Genomic DNA, 16,547 nt, shown 5'->3' with positions numbered 1-16,547 from the left:
GACCCCAAGACCCTAGTCGAACTCGACGATCACCTGGTCAACTGCCAGGCTGTCGCCAGCACTGGCCGGGGTCGCCTTGACGGTTGCGCTCTTCTCTGCGCGAAGGATGTTTTCCTTCTTCATCGCCTCGACAACCGCGATTGGCTGGCCAGCTTCGACCGTGTCGCCCGGCGCCACTTCCAGTCGGGTCAGAAGTCCCGGCATGGGTGCGAGCAGGAACCGCGACATGTCGGGAGGGACCTTCTCGATCATGTGGCGCGACAGGGCCGCGACATGGCGCGGCATGACCTGCACCGCATGCGCGGCGCCACGCGTCGTCATCGTCCAGCCGCGGCCCTTTCTCACGACCTGGACGATGCGCGTCCTGCCGTCGAGGTCGGCCACCAGCAGCCGATCGCCCGGCGACCAGTCGCCGACAATGTCGACCGGCTCACCGCCGTCGACGGTGGCAAGGTTGCCGCCGTCATAAGGCTCGATTCCGACGGTGAATTCGCGCTTGCCGATGCGCACCACCTGCTCGGGCTCGGGGTAGACCGGATCGCCGAGCTGCCCGTCGATCATCGCGGCGCGGGTGTCGCCGGTCAGCTGAACTATCGCCGCCAGCGCCGCCAGATCGGACATCAGCGAATCATCGGCGGGCGCGCCGGCGAAGCCCTCGGGATATTCCTCGGCGATAAAGCCGGTGGTGAGTTTGCCGGAGCGAAAGCGCGGGTGCTGGAGCAGCGCCGACAGGAAGTCGATATTGTCGCTGATCCCGTCGAGCTGGAAGGCATCAAGCGCCTGCACCGCCTCGTCGATCGCTGCCTCACGGGTCGGCCCCCAGCTGACCAGCTTGGCGATCATCGGGTCGTAGAACATGCTGACCTCGCCGCCTTCATAGACGCCGTCGTCGACGCGGATCACGCTGTCCTCGTCGCGATGCTCGGCGGGAGGGCGGTAGGTGGTGAGACGACCGGTCGACGGCAGGAAACCACGATAGGGATCCTCGGCATAGACGCGCGCCTCGATCGACCAGCCATCGAGCTTCACATCTTCCTGACTGAACGCCAGCTTCTCGCCGGCGGCGACGCGGATCATTTGTTCGACGAGGTCGAGGCCGGTCACTTCCTCGGTCACCGGATGCTCGACCTGCAGTCGGGTGTTCATTTCGAGGAAGTAGAAGCTCTTGCCAGTCGTGTCGGCACCGGACACGATCAGCTCGACCGTGCCCGCGCTATAATATCCGACCGCGCGGGCCAGCGCGACCGCCTGCTCCCCCATCGCCTTGCGCATTTCCGGCGTGACGAAAGGCGACGGGGCTTCTTCGATCACCTTCTGGTGGCGGCGCTGGATCGAGCATTCGCGCTCGCCGAGATAAAGGATGGTGCCGTGCTGGTCGCCCAGCACCTGAATTTCGATGTGGCGCGGGTCCTCGATGAATTTCTCGATAAAGACTCGGTCGTCACCGAAGCTGGCAAGGCCCTCGCGCTTGGTCGCTTCGAATCCTTCGCGGACGTCCTTTTCGCTGTAGGCGAGACGCATCCCCTTGCCGCCGCCGCCGGCCGAGGCCTTCATCATCACCGGATAGCCGATTTCGCCAGCGATCTTCACCGCCTCGTCGGTGTCGGCGATCTCGCCGAGATAGCCGGGGACGACATTGACCCCGGCCGCCTTGGCCAGCTTCTTGGATTCGATCTTGTCGCCCATCGCCGCGATCGCCTTCACCGGCGGGCCGATGAAAGTGATCCCGGCCTTGGCAAGCGCCTCGGCAAAGCTGGTCCGCTCGCTCAAAAAGCCATAGCCGGGGTGGACTGCTTCCGCCCCGGTCGCCTTGCAGGCGTCGATGATTAGCTCGGCCTTGAGATAGCTTTCCGCCGCCGGGGCTGGCCCCAGCCTGACGCTCTCATCGGCCATTTTCACGAACGGCGCGCGGGCATCGGCGTCGGAATAGACGGCGACGGTCTTGATCCCCATGCGCTTGGCGGTGCGGATCACCCGGCAGGCGATTTCGCCGCGGTTGGCGATCAGGATTTTCGAGAACATCAACGCTCCAATTTATCAATCGCCATGCATCAACATGCCTGATGCGAACATCAGATACAAAAGACCCGCCGTTAAGACGAGTGAGGCCGCCAATCCCGTTTTGTCATTCCGCTGCCTCATCAACCGGCGGCCTGTTGTGGCCGAGCAGTCGCAGAACCTCGTCCGCCGCGTCCGCCAAATTCGTCCCAGGCCCGAAGATCGCTTGCACGCCGGCCCGACGCAGGAAGTCGTAATCCTGGGGCGGGATTACGCCGCCGGCGACGACCTTGATATCCGCCCGGTCCATGTCGCGCAGGTGGCCGATCAGCTCGGGGATCAAAGTCTTGTGCCCTGCCGCGAGCGACGAGGCTCCGACCACGTCGACGTCATGTTCGACAGCCATTTCCGCCGTTTCGCGCGGGGTCTGGAACAAGGGGCCGGCGATCACCTCGAAGCCAAGGTCGCCGAAGGCCGAGCTGACGAGGTTGGCGCCGCGATCGTGGCCGTCTTGGCCCATCTTGGCGACAAGAACGCGCGGCTTGCGGCCAAGCCGCTGCGTGACGGCTTGGGTGCCCGCGACCGCGGCTTTCCAGCGGCCGTCGTCACGCTTGCCATAAATGCCGCTGACGGGATGCGGCTTGGTATGATAACGGCCGAACGCCCGCTCCAGAGCGTCGGAAATCTCCCCTAGCGAGGCGCGGACGCGCGCCGCGTCGACCGCCAGTGCGAGCAGGTTGGCATTGCCCTTCGCCCCGGCCTCCAGCGCATCCAGCGCGGCGGACACAGCCTTGTCATCCCGGCCTGCGCGCATCGTCTCCAACCGCGCGATCTGCCCCGCGCGGACCTTGGCATTGTCGACCTCAAGGATGTCGAGATGCGGCTCATTTTCCAGCCGGTAACGGTTGACCCCGACGATCACCGTCTCGCCGGTATCGACCTTGGCCGCGCGCTCGGCGGACGCTTCCTCGATGCGCTGTTTGGGCAAGCCTTCGGCGACCGCCTTGGTCATCCCGCCATGCTGTTCGACTTCCTCGATCAGCGCCCAGGCCTTGTCCTCAAGCTCGCGGGTCAAGGCTTCCACATAATAGCTTCCGCCGAGCGGGTCGGCGACTGCGGTGACGCCGCTTTCCTCGGCCAGAATCAGCTGGGTATTGCGGGCAATTCGTGCCGAAAAATCGGTCGGCAATGCAATCGCTTCGTCGAACGAATTGGTGTGCAGCGACTGGGTGCCGCCAAGAACCGCGGCAAGCGCCTCGATCGTCGTCCGGACGATATTGTTATAAGGGTCCTGCTCGGTTAGCGACACGCCGCTGGTCTGGCAGTGGGTCCGAAGCAGCTTCGACTTCTCGGTCCTGGCGCCAAGGTCGGTCATGATCCGCGCCCACAGCGTCCGGGCGGCGCGCAGCTTGGCGACTTCCATGAACAAGTTCATGCCGATCCCGAAGAAGAAGCTCAGCCGCGGCGCAAAGGCGTCGATGTCGAGGCCCGCTTCCACCGCTGCGCGGACATAGGCCATGCCGTCGGCAAGCGTGTAGGCAAGCTCCTGGACCGCCGTCGCACCGGCTTCGTGCATATGATAGCCCGAGATGGAAATGCTGTTGAACTTCGGCATTTCGACGGAGGTGAAAGCGATGATGTCGCTGACGATCCGCATGCTCGGTTCGGGCGGATAGATATAGGTGTTGCGGACCGCGAACTCCTTGAGGATGTCGTTCTGGATCGTGCCGCTGAGCCTGGCGCGATCGACGCCCTGTTCCTCGCCGGCTACAATGTAGAAAGCCATGACCGGCAGCACCGCGCCGTTCATCGTCATGCTAACCGACATTTCATCGAGCGGGATGCCGTCGAACAGCAATTTCATGTCCTCGACGCTGTCAATCGCGACGCCAGCCTTGCCGACGTCGCCGGCGACGCGCGGATGGTCGCTGTCGTAGCCGCGGTGGGTGGCGAGGTCGAAAGCCACCGACAGGCCCTTCTGCCCGGCGGCCAGGTTGCGGCGGTAGAATGCGTTCGATTCCTCGGCGGTCGAGAAGCCGGCATATTGGCGGATGGTCCAGGGACGGCCCGCATACATCGTCGCGTAGGGGCCGCGGGTGTATGGCGGCAGGCCTGGATAGCCGCTGTCGATGTGCGCCGAATCTTCGGGGCCATAGACATTCTTCAGCCGGATGCCCTCGGGCGTCTCGCGTTCGAGCGAGCGGCCTTTCGATTCCTTGTCGGCGAGGCTTTTCCAATCGTTGGGCATCGGCTTTTCGGTCATGTCGCCAATGCCCCTAGCGCCCCTGCCCGCGCCTGCCAATCGCCCTAACGCGGACGCAGGCCCAGGCCGAACAGCAGGTCGGCAGCGATCAGCAGGATTCCAAGCGCGACCAGCGCATTGAGCGCGACCAGCGCCCGAAACTTGCCCTCACCCGCCACGCTTCGCTTGATCCGTGTCCGGTAAAGGGGGATTTCCCCGGTCCCCATGGCGACGTAAATCCGCCGCGCCAAGAGAGCCGCAAGCAGCAGCGCTACAAGGCCAAGCAACAGGTCTTCACCGCGGGGCATCAATGAGCCTGCTTCGGGCTTTCCATGATCTCGGTCAGCACCCCGCCCATATCCTTGGGGTGAAGGAAGAAGATCGGCGTCCCGTGAGCGCCGATGCGGGTTGGGCCGAGGATGCGCACAGCGCCGCTTTCGAAAAAGTCGCGCGCCTGCGCGATATCAGAAACTTCAAAGCACAGATGATGCTGCCCGCCTTCGGGATTGCGTTCGAGGAACTTGAGGATCGGCGAATCCGCACCCAATGGTTCGATCAGCTCGATCTGGCTATTGGGGGTGTCGACGAAACAGACCCGCACACCCTGAGCCGGAAGGTCGAACGGTTCGCGTACCACTTCCGCGCCCAAACGGTCGCGGTAGATCGCGACTGACCGTTCGATCGACGGGGTGGCGACCCCGACATGGTTGAGCCTGCCAAGTTTCATTGTTGGTTCTTCCCTGGGTTCAGCACCAGCTGCGCTTGGAGCCGATATACCGATGTGCCAACCCCTCGTCGATCAGCTGGCCGCCGATCGACACATCGCCGCGCCGAAGCACCCTCAGGTCGCGGCCGTAGCCGTCCTGGCCGTGCAGTCGGTGGCCGACCATTTCGAACGAACCCTGGTTGAGCAGGTCCCGAAGCCTCGCCGCCGACTTGCGCGCCAGTGCCGCTTCCTCCGGGCAACGCGGATTCGCCAGTTCCGGTGCGTCGATCCCAGTGATACGAACCTTGCGCTGGCCAAATTTGATCGTGTCGCCATCGATTACGCAGGCCGGACCGCGCCCCGGACCACAGACGCTGAATTGCGTTTCGATCCGCTCGGGCTGGGCCGCCAGCGGTCCGACCGGGGCAACCAGCGCGGGGTCGAGCAGGGCTCCTGCCATGAGCAGCAACGGCACCAGCCAAAGAGTCCTGCGCAGTCCGCGGCGCGTGGGGCGAAAGAAGGGCGGGCGGCCAACGGGCCGGGACTTGCTACGGGCCATGTTCGGGTCATGGCCGAACTGGACAAAATTGGCCAGCGCGGCAGTCGAGGAAAATTGCGGAACCCGCAGTCCAGTCAACCGTTCGTTTCGCCAACGAAGTAAACAGGGAGTGATCATATGGTTGACGAACGCGATACGGTGGAGCGCACGACCATCGTTGAAACCGATGGCGGTGGCGGTGGTGGCGGCGTGCTGGCAATAGTGCTGCTGGTGATCGTCGTCCTGGTCCTGCTGTTCCTTTTCCGCGACCAGCTCGGCTTCGGGGCCGAGAAGACCGAGATCAGCATCCCGGACAAGATCGAGGTCAACGTCAACTGACGGTCGCGCTTTGACCGGCGTGGCAGACACGCGTAACGACCCCCTCGATTGATCCAGTCGAGGGGGTTTTCGCGTCTCGTGGCCAACCAGCTACCCTATCTGACCGGTTTCGGCGGTCACTTCGAAACAGAGGCGGTCGCAGGCGCCTTGCCCAAGGGCCGGAACAGCCCGCAGCGTCCCGCATTCGGCCTTTATGCCGAACAAGTCTCGGGAAGCGCCTTTACCGCGCCCCGTCATGAAAACCGCCGCAGCTGGCTGTACCGGATGCGCCCGACCGCGGATCATCGCCCCTTCACTCCTTACCAAGGCGCCAGCCTGTTCGCGCCCGGCACCAGCGACGCGCCGCTGGCGCCCAACCGGCTTCGGTGGGATCCTCCGGCCAGCCTCGCCGACGACGCCGACTTTATCGACGGGCTGGTAACGATGATGGCCAACCGCGATCCGGCCAGCCTGGAGGGCGTTGCGATCCACCTCTATCGGGCGACCCGGTCGATGACCGATCGCCTGTTCGTCAATGCCGACGGAGAGCTGCTGCTCATTCCCCAGTCGGGCACGTTGCACCTTTTCACCGAGATGGGCCGGATGGAAGTCGCGCCGGGCTGGATCGCGCTGATTCCGCGCGGCATTCGGTTCCGCGTCGATATCGAGGGCGAAGCGCGCGGCTATGTCGCCGAGAACCATGGCGCGATGTTCCGCCTGCCGGACCTCGGGCCGATCGGATCCAACGGTCTTGCCAACCCGCGCGACTTCCAGTCGCCCGTCGCGGCCTTTGAAAATGTCGACCGCCCCTGCGAAGTCATTCAGAAATATCTCGGGTCCTTGTGGACGACGACGCTCGACCACAGCCCGCTCGACGTCGTCGCCTGGCACGGCAATCTCGCGCCCTTCCGCTATGAGCTGGCCCGGTTTAACACCATCGGCACGGTCAGCTTCGACCATCCCGACCCGTCGATCTTCACCGTGCTGACCAGCCCGTCGGATACCCCGGGCCGCGCCAATGCCGATTTCGTCATCTTCCCGCCGCGCTGGATGGTCGGGGAAGATACGTTTCGCCCGCCCTGGTTCCACCGCAACGTGATGAGCGAGGCAATGGGGCTGATCCATGGCGATTATGATGCCAAGGCCGAAGGCTTCCGCCCCGGCGGACTTTCCCTGCATAACCTGATGAGCGGGCACGGACCCGACGTCGACAGCTGGCGCAAAGCCAGCGAAGCCGAGCTCCGGCCGGTCAAGATCGAGGGCACGATGGCCTTCATGGTCGAAAGCTGCTGGCCTTACCGCCCGACAGCCTTTGCGCTCCAGCATGCGCAAAGCGACTATGACCTGGCCTGGGCCGATTTCCCGAAAGCGCAGCTTCCCCAATGACCATGATCGATGAAACCCACGACCCGGCCCGCACCAGCTGGATCGATAGCGCCAACGGCCATCCCGACTTTCCGGTCCAAAACCTTCCGCTGGGCGTTTTTTCGGCGGCCGGCGAAGACCCCCGGATCGGGGTCGCGATCGGCGAGATGATCCTCGACCTGCGCGGCGCGGCGAAAGCCGGCCTGCTCGACCCCTCCTGGAGCGGCGCGCTGTCCGGCTCAGCCCTCAATGACTGGTTCGGGCGGGGCGCCGCGGATTCCCGCGCTCTGCGCCGGATGCTGTCGGCAATGCTTTGCGATGAGAGCCGCCGCGCCGAAATTGAACCGCATCTAGTGGCGCAGCGGGAAGCGACCATGCACCTGCCCTGCGCGATCGGCGACTACACCGACTTTTACGTCGGCATCCATCATGCCACCAACGTCGGGCGGCAATTCCGGCCCGACAATCCCTTGCTTCCCAATTATAAATATGTGCCGATCGGCTATCACGGCCGGGCCAGTTCAGTCCGTCCGTCGGGGGAAGCGGTGGTCCGGCCCAGCGGGCAGCGCAAGCCGCCGGAAGCGGACACGCCCGCATATGGTCCCTCGCGCCGCCTCGATTATGAACTGGAGCTTGGCATCTTCATCGGCCGCGGCAATCGGCTGGGCCAAACCATCCTGATCGGAGAGGCGGCCGACCATATCGCCGGCTATTGCCTCCTCAACGACTGGTCGGCGCGCGACCTTCAGGCCTGGGAATATCAGCCGCTGGGCCCGTTTCTTGCCAAGAATTTCCTGACCAGCATCTCACCTTGGGTCGTCACCCCCGAGGCACTGGCCCCGTTCCGCAAGCCGATGCCGGCGCGGCCCGAGGGCGACCCGGCCCCGCTCCCCTACCTGGCCGACGACGCCGACCAAGCGAACGGCGGACTGGCAATCAAGCTGGACGTTACCCTGTCGACCGCAAAGATGCGCGAGGCGGGGCTGAAGCCGCATCGGCTGAGCCAAGGCGAGGCGGCCGCAGCGATGTACTGGTCGGCGGCGCAGATCGTCACTCACCACGCATCCAATGGCTGCAACCTCCAACCCGGCGACCTGATCGGGACGGGTACGCTGTCGACAGCGGACGACAATGGCTTGGGTTCACTGCTGGAGATCAGCCGCGGCGGCAAGGCGCCGATCAGCCTTGCCAGCGGCGAGACCCGCGCTTTCCTCGAGGATGGCGACGAGCTTGAGCTTGCCGCGCATTGCGAGGCTCCCGGCGCGGTCCGCATCGGCTTTGGAACCTGCGTCGGCCGGGTTCTGCCGGCACAGCCTTGACCCTCCGCCGTTCGTAGATTTGTCGACGCCACCGGTGCGTTCAACGCAGAGCACCGCCACCCGGCGAAGCTGCGGCAATGTTAATCGAAGTTAAGATGCGACTCGTCCGCTGAAGGTTCATCAACCTCCCCAGTCCTTCCATCCGAGGAAGGCCTGTTAGGGAGAATTGAGATGTTTAACCGGTTGAATCGGTCTTTGACTGCAGCCGTTCTGTCAGGGGTGACGGCATCTCTCGTCCTTGCAGCGCCCGCCGGCGCGCAGGACAGCCCGGTCGTCGTTTATGGCGAACCGGACCAGAATATCCGCACGGAGCGCGTTTCCTATGCGGATCTCAACCTCGCCTCGACCAGCGGCGAGAAGAAGCTGAATGGCCGTGTCGATCGCGCGGTCGAGCGGGTCTGCCTGTTCGACATCGGGCAGCGCGGCTCGGAAGTCATTCAATACAAGCGCTGCGCCGGCGGCGCGTGGGATCATGCCCGTCCGCAGATCGCCCAAGCGGTCGAGCGCGCACGGCAACTGGCGCAAACAGGGACGACCTCGATCGCGGCTACCGCGATCACCATCAGCGTTCCCGCCAACTGAGCGAATGGCGGGACGTTGCCTCAAGGGGCAGCGTTCCCGCCATCTTCGCAATGGCGGGATTTCCAGCCGGGAAAATGGTGCCGCTTACAGGACTCGAACCTGTGACCCCCTCATTACGAATGAGGTGCTCTACCAACTGAGCTAAAGCGGCATCGGCCGGGCCGGCGCGCGAACAGCGCCCCTACACAAGCCACCCAACCCTCGCAAGGCCCATGGCGCGCGCAGTTATACTTAACTGTTTCGCAACCCTTTCCGTTGAAATTAACCCGGAAACGGAGATTTGCGGGAAAAGCGCGTGGACAATTTTGCCGACCATCCGAACGAGTTTGAGACATCCTGTGCCGTGGCCGTCGACGCGCCGCAGCAGGACGTGTCGGCGGCAATCGGCGCCGACGAGCGGCGGATGCACGTGCGCGCCTACAATTACTGGTGCTCACTTCTTAACGGCCGCGATTATCCTTCGATCGAAGACCTGGAGCCGGGCAATATCCAGGATTTCGCCCCCCATTCGGTGCTGCTTGACTTCACCGAGGGCGGCGACAATCCGGCGACCCCCTACATCGGCACCGCGATCCGCGAGGAATGCGGGCTGGCAGACGATATAAAAAGTATCGCCGAAGTCCCCGGCCGCTCGCTGCTGTCGCGGCTGACCGACCATTATCTGCAGATCATCGCCAACCGAGCGCCGGTCGGTTTCGAAGCCGAGTTCGTCAATCAGCGCGGCCGGTCGATCTGCTATCGCGGTATCCTGATGCCGTTCAGCTCGGACGGCGACACGATCGATTTCATCTACGGCGTGATCAATTGGAAGGATGTCGGCGAAAGCGCCGCCCAGCCGCAGGTGATCCGCCCTGTCCTCCCGCCGATTGACGGCGCCGACGAGGAATACGGCGAAGAGGAATCCGGCGAGGACCTGCTGGAGCTGGTCGATGCACTTCCGGCCGGGCCGGCCGCTGACCTGGCCACAGCCCATCTGGCCTGGGAAGATGGCCCGCTGGCCGACGCCGCAGGGGGCGAACAGACTGGCGACGAGGATGAGGAGGTCGCGCTCGACCCGGACGCCGGGCTCGCCGACCGGCTTTGGGCGGCTCGCGAAAGCGCCGAGATTTGCAAGCAGCAGGACGGCCGCAGCCGTGCCGCGCTCTACCGCGCACTGGCGATGGCCTATGATTTCGCCGTCGCCGCCAAGCGCGTGCCCGACGATTATGCCGAAATCCTCGACGATGCAGGGGTGAAGTCGCAGGCCCGCGCGCCGATGACGCCGATCGTCAAGCTGGTCTTCGGAATCGATTATGACAAGACGCGCCTGACCGAGTTTGCAGCTGCGCTGAGCTATGCCGAACGGCAGAAGGTCGACTTCGGCGGGTTCGTCGACTTTGTCGAGCAGGCGGATGGTGGCCTCAAGGGCCTCGTCGCCGCTGAACGCAAGGCGCGCCGGCCTGACAAGCCGGCTGAAGACCGGGTCGCATTGGGCAAGGCCGCCCTGCGCGCTGCGAGGCCCATTACTCTTGCTCAGCTTGCAACCAACCAGGAATTTGCGCTGGTGTTGACGCGGCGCAATGCCGATGGGGTGCATGAGGCGATCGAACTCGTCGCCGATCCGGCAATGCTTGAGCGAGCGATCCGCCGCGCCGCTTCCTGAACCATCCGTCCCACCCACTGTTGCCTAACGCAGCGAGCGGGACTAGGCCCCGCCGCATCCCGAGCAGGCGGAGCAATAGCGAGAGATGACGGTCACTACGCGCGACAAGACGTCGACGGTTGGCGAGTTACAGCGGGCACTGGTCAGCAATGCTCTGGCGGGGGAACTGGAAGGGTTCACCGCGGCCGAACAGGAGTCGGCGGCGCAATTCCTGGCCGAGGTCGCCTCGGCCCGCATGCCCGACGAACTGGCAATTTGCCTGGAATCGACGGGAGTGACCCTCGGTCGCCGCCGGATGCGGCTGGCGATCGTCAATGACGACATGCCCTTTCTGGTCGACTCGGTGGCCAATGCCATCGCTGCGCGCCACCTGACGATCTACCGCCTGCTTCATCCGGTGATCTGCGTACGCCGTGATGGCGGCGGCAAGCTTCAGAATGTGGAGCTGCGCTGCGACGACCCCAAGCGCCGCGAGTCGATGATGTATATCGAGCTCGATCGCACGCACGCCCGGGGCCGCCGCGAGCTGGTCGAAGAACTGCGCGCCGTGCTTGCCGATGTCCGGGCCGCCGTGCGCGACTGGAAGTCTATGCAGCAGAAGATGCGCGACGATGCCGCTGCCGTCGGCGACCCCGAAGGCGCTGCACTGCTCAACTGGTTCGCCGACGGGGCGATGACTCTGCTCGGCTACCATGTCGAAAAGGTGGGCGAGGAGCCATCGGAGGCGTTGGGGATTTTTTCCATCCCCGGCCTGCCCACCGACAAGGGCGGCGCCGAAGGCGCGATCCGCTATTTCGAAGAGGGCGGCGAAGTCCCCTTGCTGGCCAAGGCCGAACGGCTGTCGACCGTTCACCGCCGGGTTCCGCTCGACCTGGTCGCAGTCCCGATCCGCAAGGGCGGAAAGGTCAGCGCAATCGGCGTTCACGCCGGACTGTGGACCAGTCAGGCACTGATCCTTCCCACTGAGGAAGTGCCAATCCTGAGGAAGCGGCTGCTCGAGCTCGACAAGACGTTCGGCTTCGACCCGACCGGCCACAGCGGCAAGGCGCTCCGCCATGCGGTCGCCTCGGTCCCGCGCGACTTGCTGATCAATCTCAGCGAGGACAGCGGCCGGGAACTGATCACCATGGCGATGTCGCTCGCCGACCGGCCTCGTCCCGCGATCCTGCTGTTGCGCAGCATCCTCGGTGGCCATTTGTTCGCGTTCGTTTGGCTTCCGCGCGAAGAACTGAACACCCGCCGCCGCACCGATATCGGGCGGATGCTCGAGGAGGCTACCGGCCGTCCGGTCAGCAGCTGGTCAGTGGAGCTTGGCGAAGGCGACCTCGCGCTGCTGCGCTACATGCTCGACATCGAAAGCGATGACCCGACCCCGGACGTCAAGCTGCTCGACCGCCGGCTCGACTCGATGGTCCGTGGCTGGCGGCCAAGCGTCGAGGAGGCGCTGGCAGACCGCGTCGGCACCGGACGCGCGACCCGGCTGACCCTGACCCATGCGCCAAATTTTCCCGAATCCTATCGGCTGCACACAGGTCCCGAAGACGCTGCCGAGGACGTGCTGCGTCTCGACCGACTGACCAGCGACGGCACCCGCGACGCGCGCTTCTATCGCGAGCTCAGCGCCGACGGCGAACATTTGCGCCTCAAGATCTATCGTCGCGGCGGTCTGATCCCATTGTCCGAAGCGGTGCCGGTGCTGGAGAATTTCGGCTTCCGGGTACTGGAGGAAGTGCCGACCGAGCTGGAAAATTCCGACGGCGCGCACATCCATGACTTCATGCTGGAATTGCCGATTGGGGCGAGCATCGACTCGGTGCTGGAAATTGCGCCGATGCTTGAACGCGCGGTCATCGACGTGCTCGGCGGCGTCGCCGAAAATGATGCCTTCAACCAGCTTGTCCTGTCGGCGGGCCTGGACATGCAGCCGGTCGTGTGGTTGCGCGCCTGGTTCCGTTACCTCCGCCAGACGGGCGTTGCTTTCGGTCTCGCGACGGTGGTCGATGCCCTGCGCCTGGCCCCCGCCGCGACGATGGCGCTGGTCGACCTGTTCCAAGCCCTGCACGACCCCAGCCGCAGCAAGAACCGCGACGAAGCGGTCGAGCTTGCCGCCGCAACCTTCGACGAAGCGCTGAAGGACGTCCGCGGAATCGACGATGACCGGATTCTTCGTTTGATGCGTGCGGTCGTCGGCGCGACCCTGCGCACCAACGCCTTTGCCCCCGCCGCCGCCGAAGCGCTGGCCTTCAAGATCGATTCCAAGCAGGTCCCCGGCCTCCCCGCGCCGATCCCCTATCGCGAGATCTGGGTCTATTCACCACGGGTCGAGGGCATTCACCTGCGCGGTGGACCGATCGCCCGCGGCGGGCTGCGCTGGTCCGACCGGCGCGACGATTTCCGCACCGAAATCCTCGGGCTGATGAAGGCCCAGCTGGTCAAGAATGCCGTCATCGTGCCGACGGGCGCGAAGGGCGGTTTCTATGCCAAGCAGCTGCCCAGCCCATCGGTCGACCGCGACGGCTGGCTGGCCGAAGGGACCGAGAGCTATCGGATCTTCATCCGCTCCTTGCTGTCGGTCACCGACAATATCGTCGAGGACAAGGTCGTCCATCCCGATCGCGTGGTAATTCGCGACGGCGAAGACCCGTATTTCGTCGTCGCGGCCGACAAGGGCACCGCAACCTTCTCCGACGTTGCCAACGCCATCGCCCTGGAACGCAATTTCTGGCTCGGCGACGCCTTCGCCTCGGGCGGTTCGAACGGCTACGACCACAAGGCGATGGGGATTACCGCCAAGGGCGCCTGGATCTCCGTCCAGCGCCACTTCCTCGAAATGGGGATCGATGTTCAGCATGATCCGGTCCGGGTCGCGGGCTGCGGCGACATGTCGGGCGACGTGTTCGGCAACGGCATGCTGCTGAGCCAGGCGATCAAGCTGGTCGCCGCCTTTGACCACCGCCACATCTTCATCGATCCCAATCCCGATCCCGCGGGTAGCTGGAGCGAGCGCGAGCGGATGTTCAATCTCCCCCGGTCGAGCTGGGACGATTATGACCGCAAGCTGCTGTCGAAGGGCGGGATGATCGTCCCGCGCAGCCAGAAGTCGATTGACCTTACCCCCGAAGCCAAGGCCGCGCTTGGCCTCGACGTCGACACGATCGACCCGTCGAGCCTCATTTCGGCGATCCTCAAGGCGCCGGTCGACCTGCTTTGGTTCGGCGGCATCGGCACCTATATCAAGGCGAGCTATCAGACCAACGCCCAGGTCGGCGACCCCGCCAACGACAGCCTGCGGGTCGATGCCCGGGAAGTCCGGGCGAAAGTGATTGGCGAGGGCGCCAACCTGGCGATCAACCAGGCTGCGCGGATCGAATTCGCCGCGCACGGCGGACGGATCAATACCGACTTCATCGACAATTCGGCGGGCGTCGATTGCTCGGATAATGAAGTCAACATCAAGATCCCGCTCAACCGTGAAATGCGCGAAGGCCGCCTGGACGCTGCGGAGCGCAACAAGCTGCTCGCGCGGATGACCGAGGAAGTGTCTGAACTGGTGCTGGAGGATAATCGCCTCCAGTCGCTGGCGATCTCCGTTGCCGAAGCCCGGGGCTCGGCCGGACTGCCCGGCTTTGTCCGCACGATTGAACTTCTGGAAGCTTCCGGCCGCCTCGATCGCAAGGTCGAAGGCCTGGAAAGCAGTGACGCGTTGCTTCGCCGGGCGCTCGACTCGCGCGGCCTGACCCGGCCGGAACTGGCCGTCTTGCTGTCGATGTCGAAAATGATGCTCCAGGACGCGGCGGAGGAGTTGAAGCTCGCTGACGACCCGAGCCTTGAGGGCGAGTTGATGGCTGCATTTCCGCAGCCGATGCAGCAGAAGCATGCTGATGCCATCCGCGCCCACCGGCTGCGGCACCAGATCGTTGCTACCAAGGTCGCCAACCGGCTCGTTAACCGGCTCGGCCCAAGCGTCGCCCTCGACATGACCGAGGAAGAAGGCGCCGGACTGCCCCAGGTAGTGACCGCCTTCCTGGTCACCGAGCGGCTGCTGGGCCTCAAGCAATTGTGGGCCCGGATCGAGGCTGCCGAGGTGCCGGAGTCGACCCGGATCGAGCTGTTCGCGCGGACCGCGCGCAGCGTTCGTAATCACCTTGGCGACGTCATCCGCGCCGCGGCCGGTGAAACGAGCGTCACGAAGGTCGCAGCCCTGCTGCAGCCCGGTCTCGACAAGGTCGCATCCAAGGCGACCCGGCTGCTCCGTGCGGAAGTCCGCGACGAAGCCGCGGCGCGACGGGAAAATCTGGAAGCGCTAACCAGCGACCAGCAGATCGTCGATGCCTTGGTCCGCCTCTATGAGCTCGACGGCGTGTTCGGTATCTCGGCGCTGTCGGCGGCGAAGAACGCCGACGCCTTGGCGCTCACCTCCGCTTATACCCGGCTTGGCGAAGTGCTCGGGATCGACTGGGCGCATCAGCAGGTTGCCCGCTTTGTTCCTGCCGACCAGTGGGAACGGCTGCTCCAGGCCGGGCTGATGCGTGACTTCGAGCAGTTGCGGATCGATTTCCTGTCGCGCATGCGCGGCGACGACCCCGAGCAGAGCGTGGAGAATTGGGTGTTGCGCAATCCACGCCGCATGGCCCAGTTCCGCGGACTGGTGGAGCGCGCCAAGATGGCCGGCCAGGTCACCGCCCCGATGTTGGCGCAAATTGCCAGCCAGGCGCGGATCCTCCTGTCCCGCTGATGCGCGCCGCAGTACTAGTTCCGGCTCCGACATTTCCGGAGGCCTATGACTGGGCTTATGACGTCGAGGCAGCGGTGCTTGAGCGGGGCGGGTTTGAGGTCACGCCCCTGCCTTGGACCGACGTCGCCGATGTCGGCGAGTTCGACGTGGTCCTGCCGCTGGTCACCTGGGGCTATCATCTCGATCCGTCGCGATGGCATGGGCTGCTCGACCAGCTTGAGCACGAACGCATCCCAACGATCAATCCCGTTCCGCTGCTCCGCTGGAACAGCGACAAACGCTATCTTGCCGAGCTCGCCGGTAAGGATATCGCAGTGATCCCGACCAGATCGGCAAAGGCGATGAATCGGGAGGCGTTGGCCTCCGCGCGCGAAACCTTTGGACCGGAGCTTGTCATCAAGCCGCCGATATCCGCCTCCGCAGACGGAACCCACCGCCTCGGACCCGGCGACGACATACCGGCCACGGCAATCGGCAGGCCGATGCTGATCCAGCCCTTCCTGCCCTCGGTCACCACGGAGGGCGAATATAGCCTGATGCTGTTCGGCGGCCGGTTCAGCCATGCCGTGGTCAAGCGCCCGAAGAGCGGGGACTACCGGGTCCAGCCGCACCTTGGTGGAAGCGAAATGCCCTGCGCTCCTCCCGACGGCGCCGTCGAACTGGCGCGCGCCGCGCTGGCCGCAGCGCCCGCCGCCGCCACCTATGCCCGGGTCGACATGGTCCGCGGCCCTGGCGGGGAGCTGGCAATCATCGAACTGGAACTGATCGAGCCCTCGCTATGGCTGCAGCACGCCCCCGACGGCGGTGCGTCATTCGCCGCAGCGGTTCGTGACGCGCTGAAATAGCCATTGGCGGATGGCCGATGTCAGGTTGGGCGGGTCGCCCGGCCCGTCCATCCGCTCAACATCGATCCGCGCGATCAGCGCGTTCAGCGGAAGCCGCTCATCCCGCGCCACTCCTTCAAGCGCCGCCCAGAACATCGGCTCCAGGCTGATCGAGGTCTCATGCCCCGCGATAGTGACGGAGCGCTTGGTCGGTGAACCCAATGTCATGCGCGCTCCGCCGACGGCCTGGACGCCTTGCGCGGCCGGAACCGCGCGCG

Annotated in this window: 13 protein-coding genes and 1 tRNA gene; 7 read left to right on the top strand and 7 right to left on the bottom strand. The window is 64.8% G+C overall.

The features are described from left to right. Positions 1 to 12: 12 nt before the first annotated feature. From FMM02_RS07355 to FMM02_RS07335, 5 genes are all read right to left on the bottom strand, one after another. Positions 13 to 2,022, bottom strand: a complete 2,010-nt coding sequence (locus tag FMM02_RS07355) for an acetyl-CoA carboxylase biotin carboxylase subunit (protein ID WP_147494235.1) — start codon at positions 2,020 to 2,022, stop codon at positions 13 to 15. A gap of 103 nt (positions 2,023 to 2,125) precedes the next feature. Then, complete coding sequence (gene scpA, locus FMM02_RS07350; protein WP_147494234.1) at positions 2,126 to 4,261, bottom strand: methylmalonyl-CoA mutase; 2,136 nt, start codon at positions 4,259 to 4,261, stop codon at positions 2,126 to 2,128. Positions 4,262 to 4,305: 44 nt separating this feature from the next. After that, positions 4,306 to 4,548 (bottom strand): hypothetical protein, encoded by a 243-nt coding sequence (locus tag FMM02_RS07345; protein ID WP_147494233.1) that lies wholly within the window; start codon positions 4,546 to 4,548, stop codon positions 4,306 to 4,308. Beyond that, the gene (gene mce / locus FMM02_RS07340) at positions 4,548 to 4,967 is read right to left on the bottom strand and encodes a methylmalonyl-CoA epimerase (protein WP_147494232.1); all 420 of its coding nucleotides are present in this window, start codon (positions 4,965 to 4,967) and stop codon (positions 4,548 to 4,550) included. Before mce ends, FMM02_RS07345 begins: the two co-directional genes overlap by 1 nt. Positions 4,968 to 4,986: 19 nt before the next feature. After that, complete coding sequence (locus tag FMM02_RS07335) at positions 4,987 to 5,583, bottom strand: thermonuclease family protein (RefSeq protein ID WP_187107724.1); 597 nt, start codon at positions 5,581 to 5,583, stop codon at positions 4,987 to 4,989. A gap of 39 nt (positions 5,584 to 5,622) precedes the next feature. On the opposite strand from FMM02_RS07335, the gene FMM02_RS07330 reads away from it, so the two are divergent. From FMM02_RS07330 to FMM02_RS07315, 4 genes are all read left to right on the top strand, one after another. Next, positions 5,623 to 5,823 (top strand): hypothetical protein, encoded by a 201-nt coding sequence (locus FMM02_RS07330; protein ID WP_147494230.1) that lies wholly within the window; start codon positions 5,623 to 5,625, stop codon positions 5,821 to 5,823. Positions 5,824 to 5,901: 78 nt separating this feature from the next. Next, positions 5,902 to 7,188 (top strand): homogentisate 1,2-dioxygenase, encoded by a 1,287-nt coding sequence (hmgA, locus tag FMM02_RS07325; RefSeq protein ID WP_147494229.1) that lies wholly within the window; start codon positions 5,902 to 5,904, stop codon positions 7,186 to 7,188. Next, positions 7,185 to 8,486: a fumarylacetoacetase gene (fahA, locus tag FMM02_RS07320; protein WP_147494228.1), complete on the top strand. Its 1,302-nt coding sequence runs from the start codon at positions 7,185 to 7,187 to the stop codon at positions 8,484 to 8,486. Before hmgA ends, fahA begins: the two co-directional genes overlap by 4 nt. 219 nt (positions 8,487 to 8,705) lie before the next feature. Further along, a complete protein-coding gene (locus tag FMM02_RS07315) occupies positions 8,706 to 9,068 on the top strand; it encodes a UrcA family protein (protein WP_187107723.1) in 363 nt (120 codons plus the stop codon). Positions 9,069 to 9,143: 75 nt separating this feature from the next. Here the strand turns inward: FMM02_RS07315 and FMM02_RS07310 are convergent. Beyond that, a tRNA-Thr gene (locus FMM02_RS07310) sits at positions 9,144 to 9,219 on the bottom strand. A 144-nt stretch (positions 9,220 to 9,363) separates the two neighbouring features. On the opposite strand from FMM02_RS07310, the gene FMM02_RS07305 reads away from it, so the two are divergent. The 3 genes from FMM02_RS07305 to FMM02_RS07295 all read left to right on the top strand — a co-directional run bounded on the left by FMM02_RS07305 (position 9,364) and on the right by FMM02_RS07295 (position 16,290). Further along, a complete protein-coding gene (locus FMM02_RS07305) occupies positions 9,364 to 10,710 on the top strand; it encodes a PAS domain-containing protein (RefSeq protein ID WP_147494226.1) in 1,347 nt (448 codons plus the stop codon). An 85-nt stretch (positions 10,711 to 10,795) separates the two neighbouring features. Then, positions 10,796 to 15,445 (top strand): NAD-glutamate dehydrogenase, encoded by a 4,650-nt coding sequence (locus FMM02_RS07300; protein WP_147494225.1) that lies wholly within the window; start codon positions 10,796 to 10,798, stop codon positions 15,443 to 15,445. Continuing rightward, positions 15,445 to 16,290, top strand: coding sequence for an ATP-grasp domain-containing protein (locus FMM02_RS07295; protein WP_147494224.1), 846 nt, complete (start codon positions 15,445 to 15,447; stop codon positions 16,288 to 16,290). Before FMM02_RS07300 ends, FMM02_RS07295 begins: the two co-directional genes overlap by 1 nt. Here the strand turns inward: FMM02_RS07295 and FMM02_RS07290 are convergent. Next, on the bottom strand, positions 16,255 to 16,497 hold the full coding sequence (locus FMM02_RS07290; protein ID WP_147495018.1) for a ribbon-helix-helix domain-containing protein: 243 nt from the start codon (positions 16,495 to 16,497) through the stop codon (positions 16,255 to 16,257). The two genes, FMM02_RS07295 and FMM02_RS07290, sit on opposite strands and share 36 nt — an antisense overlap. Positions 16,498 to 16,547: the final 50 nt, after the last annotated feature.

Source organism: Sphingomonas xanthus, assembly GCF_007998985.1.
Taxonomy (GTDB): domain Bacteria; phylum Pseudomonadota; class Alphaproteobacteria; order Sphingomonadales; family Sphingomonadaceae; genus Sphingomicrobium; species Sphingomicrobium xanthum.
Note: the sequence above shows the minus strand (reverse complement) of the source record. Positions and strands in the feature narration are given on the sequence as shown.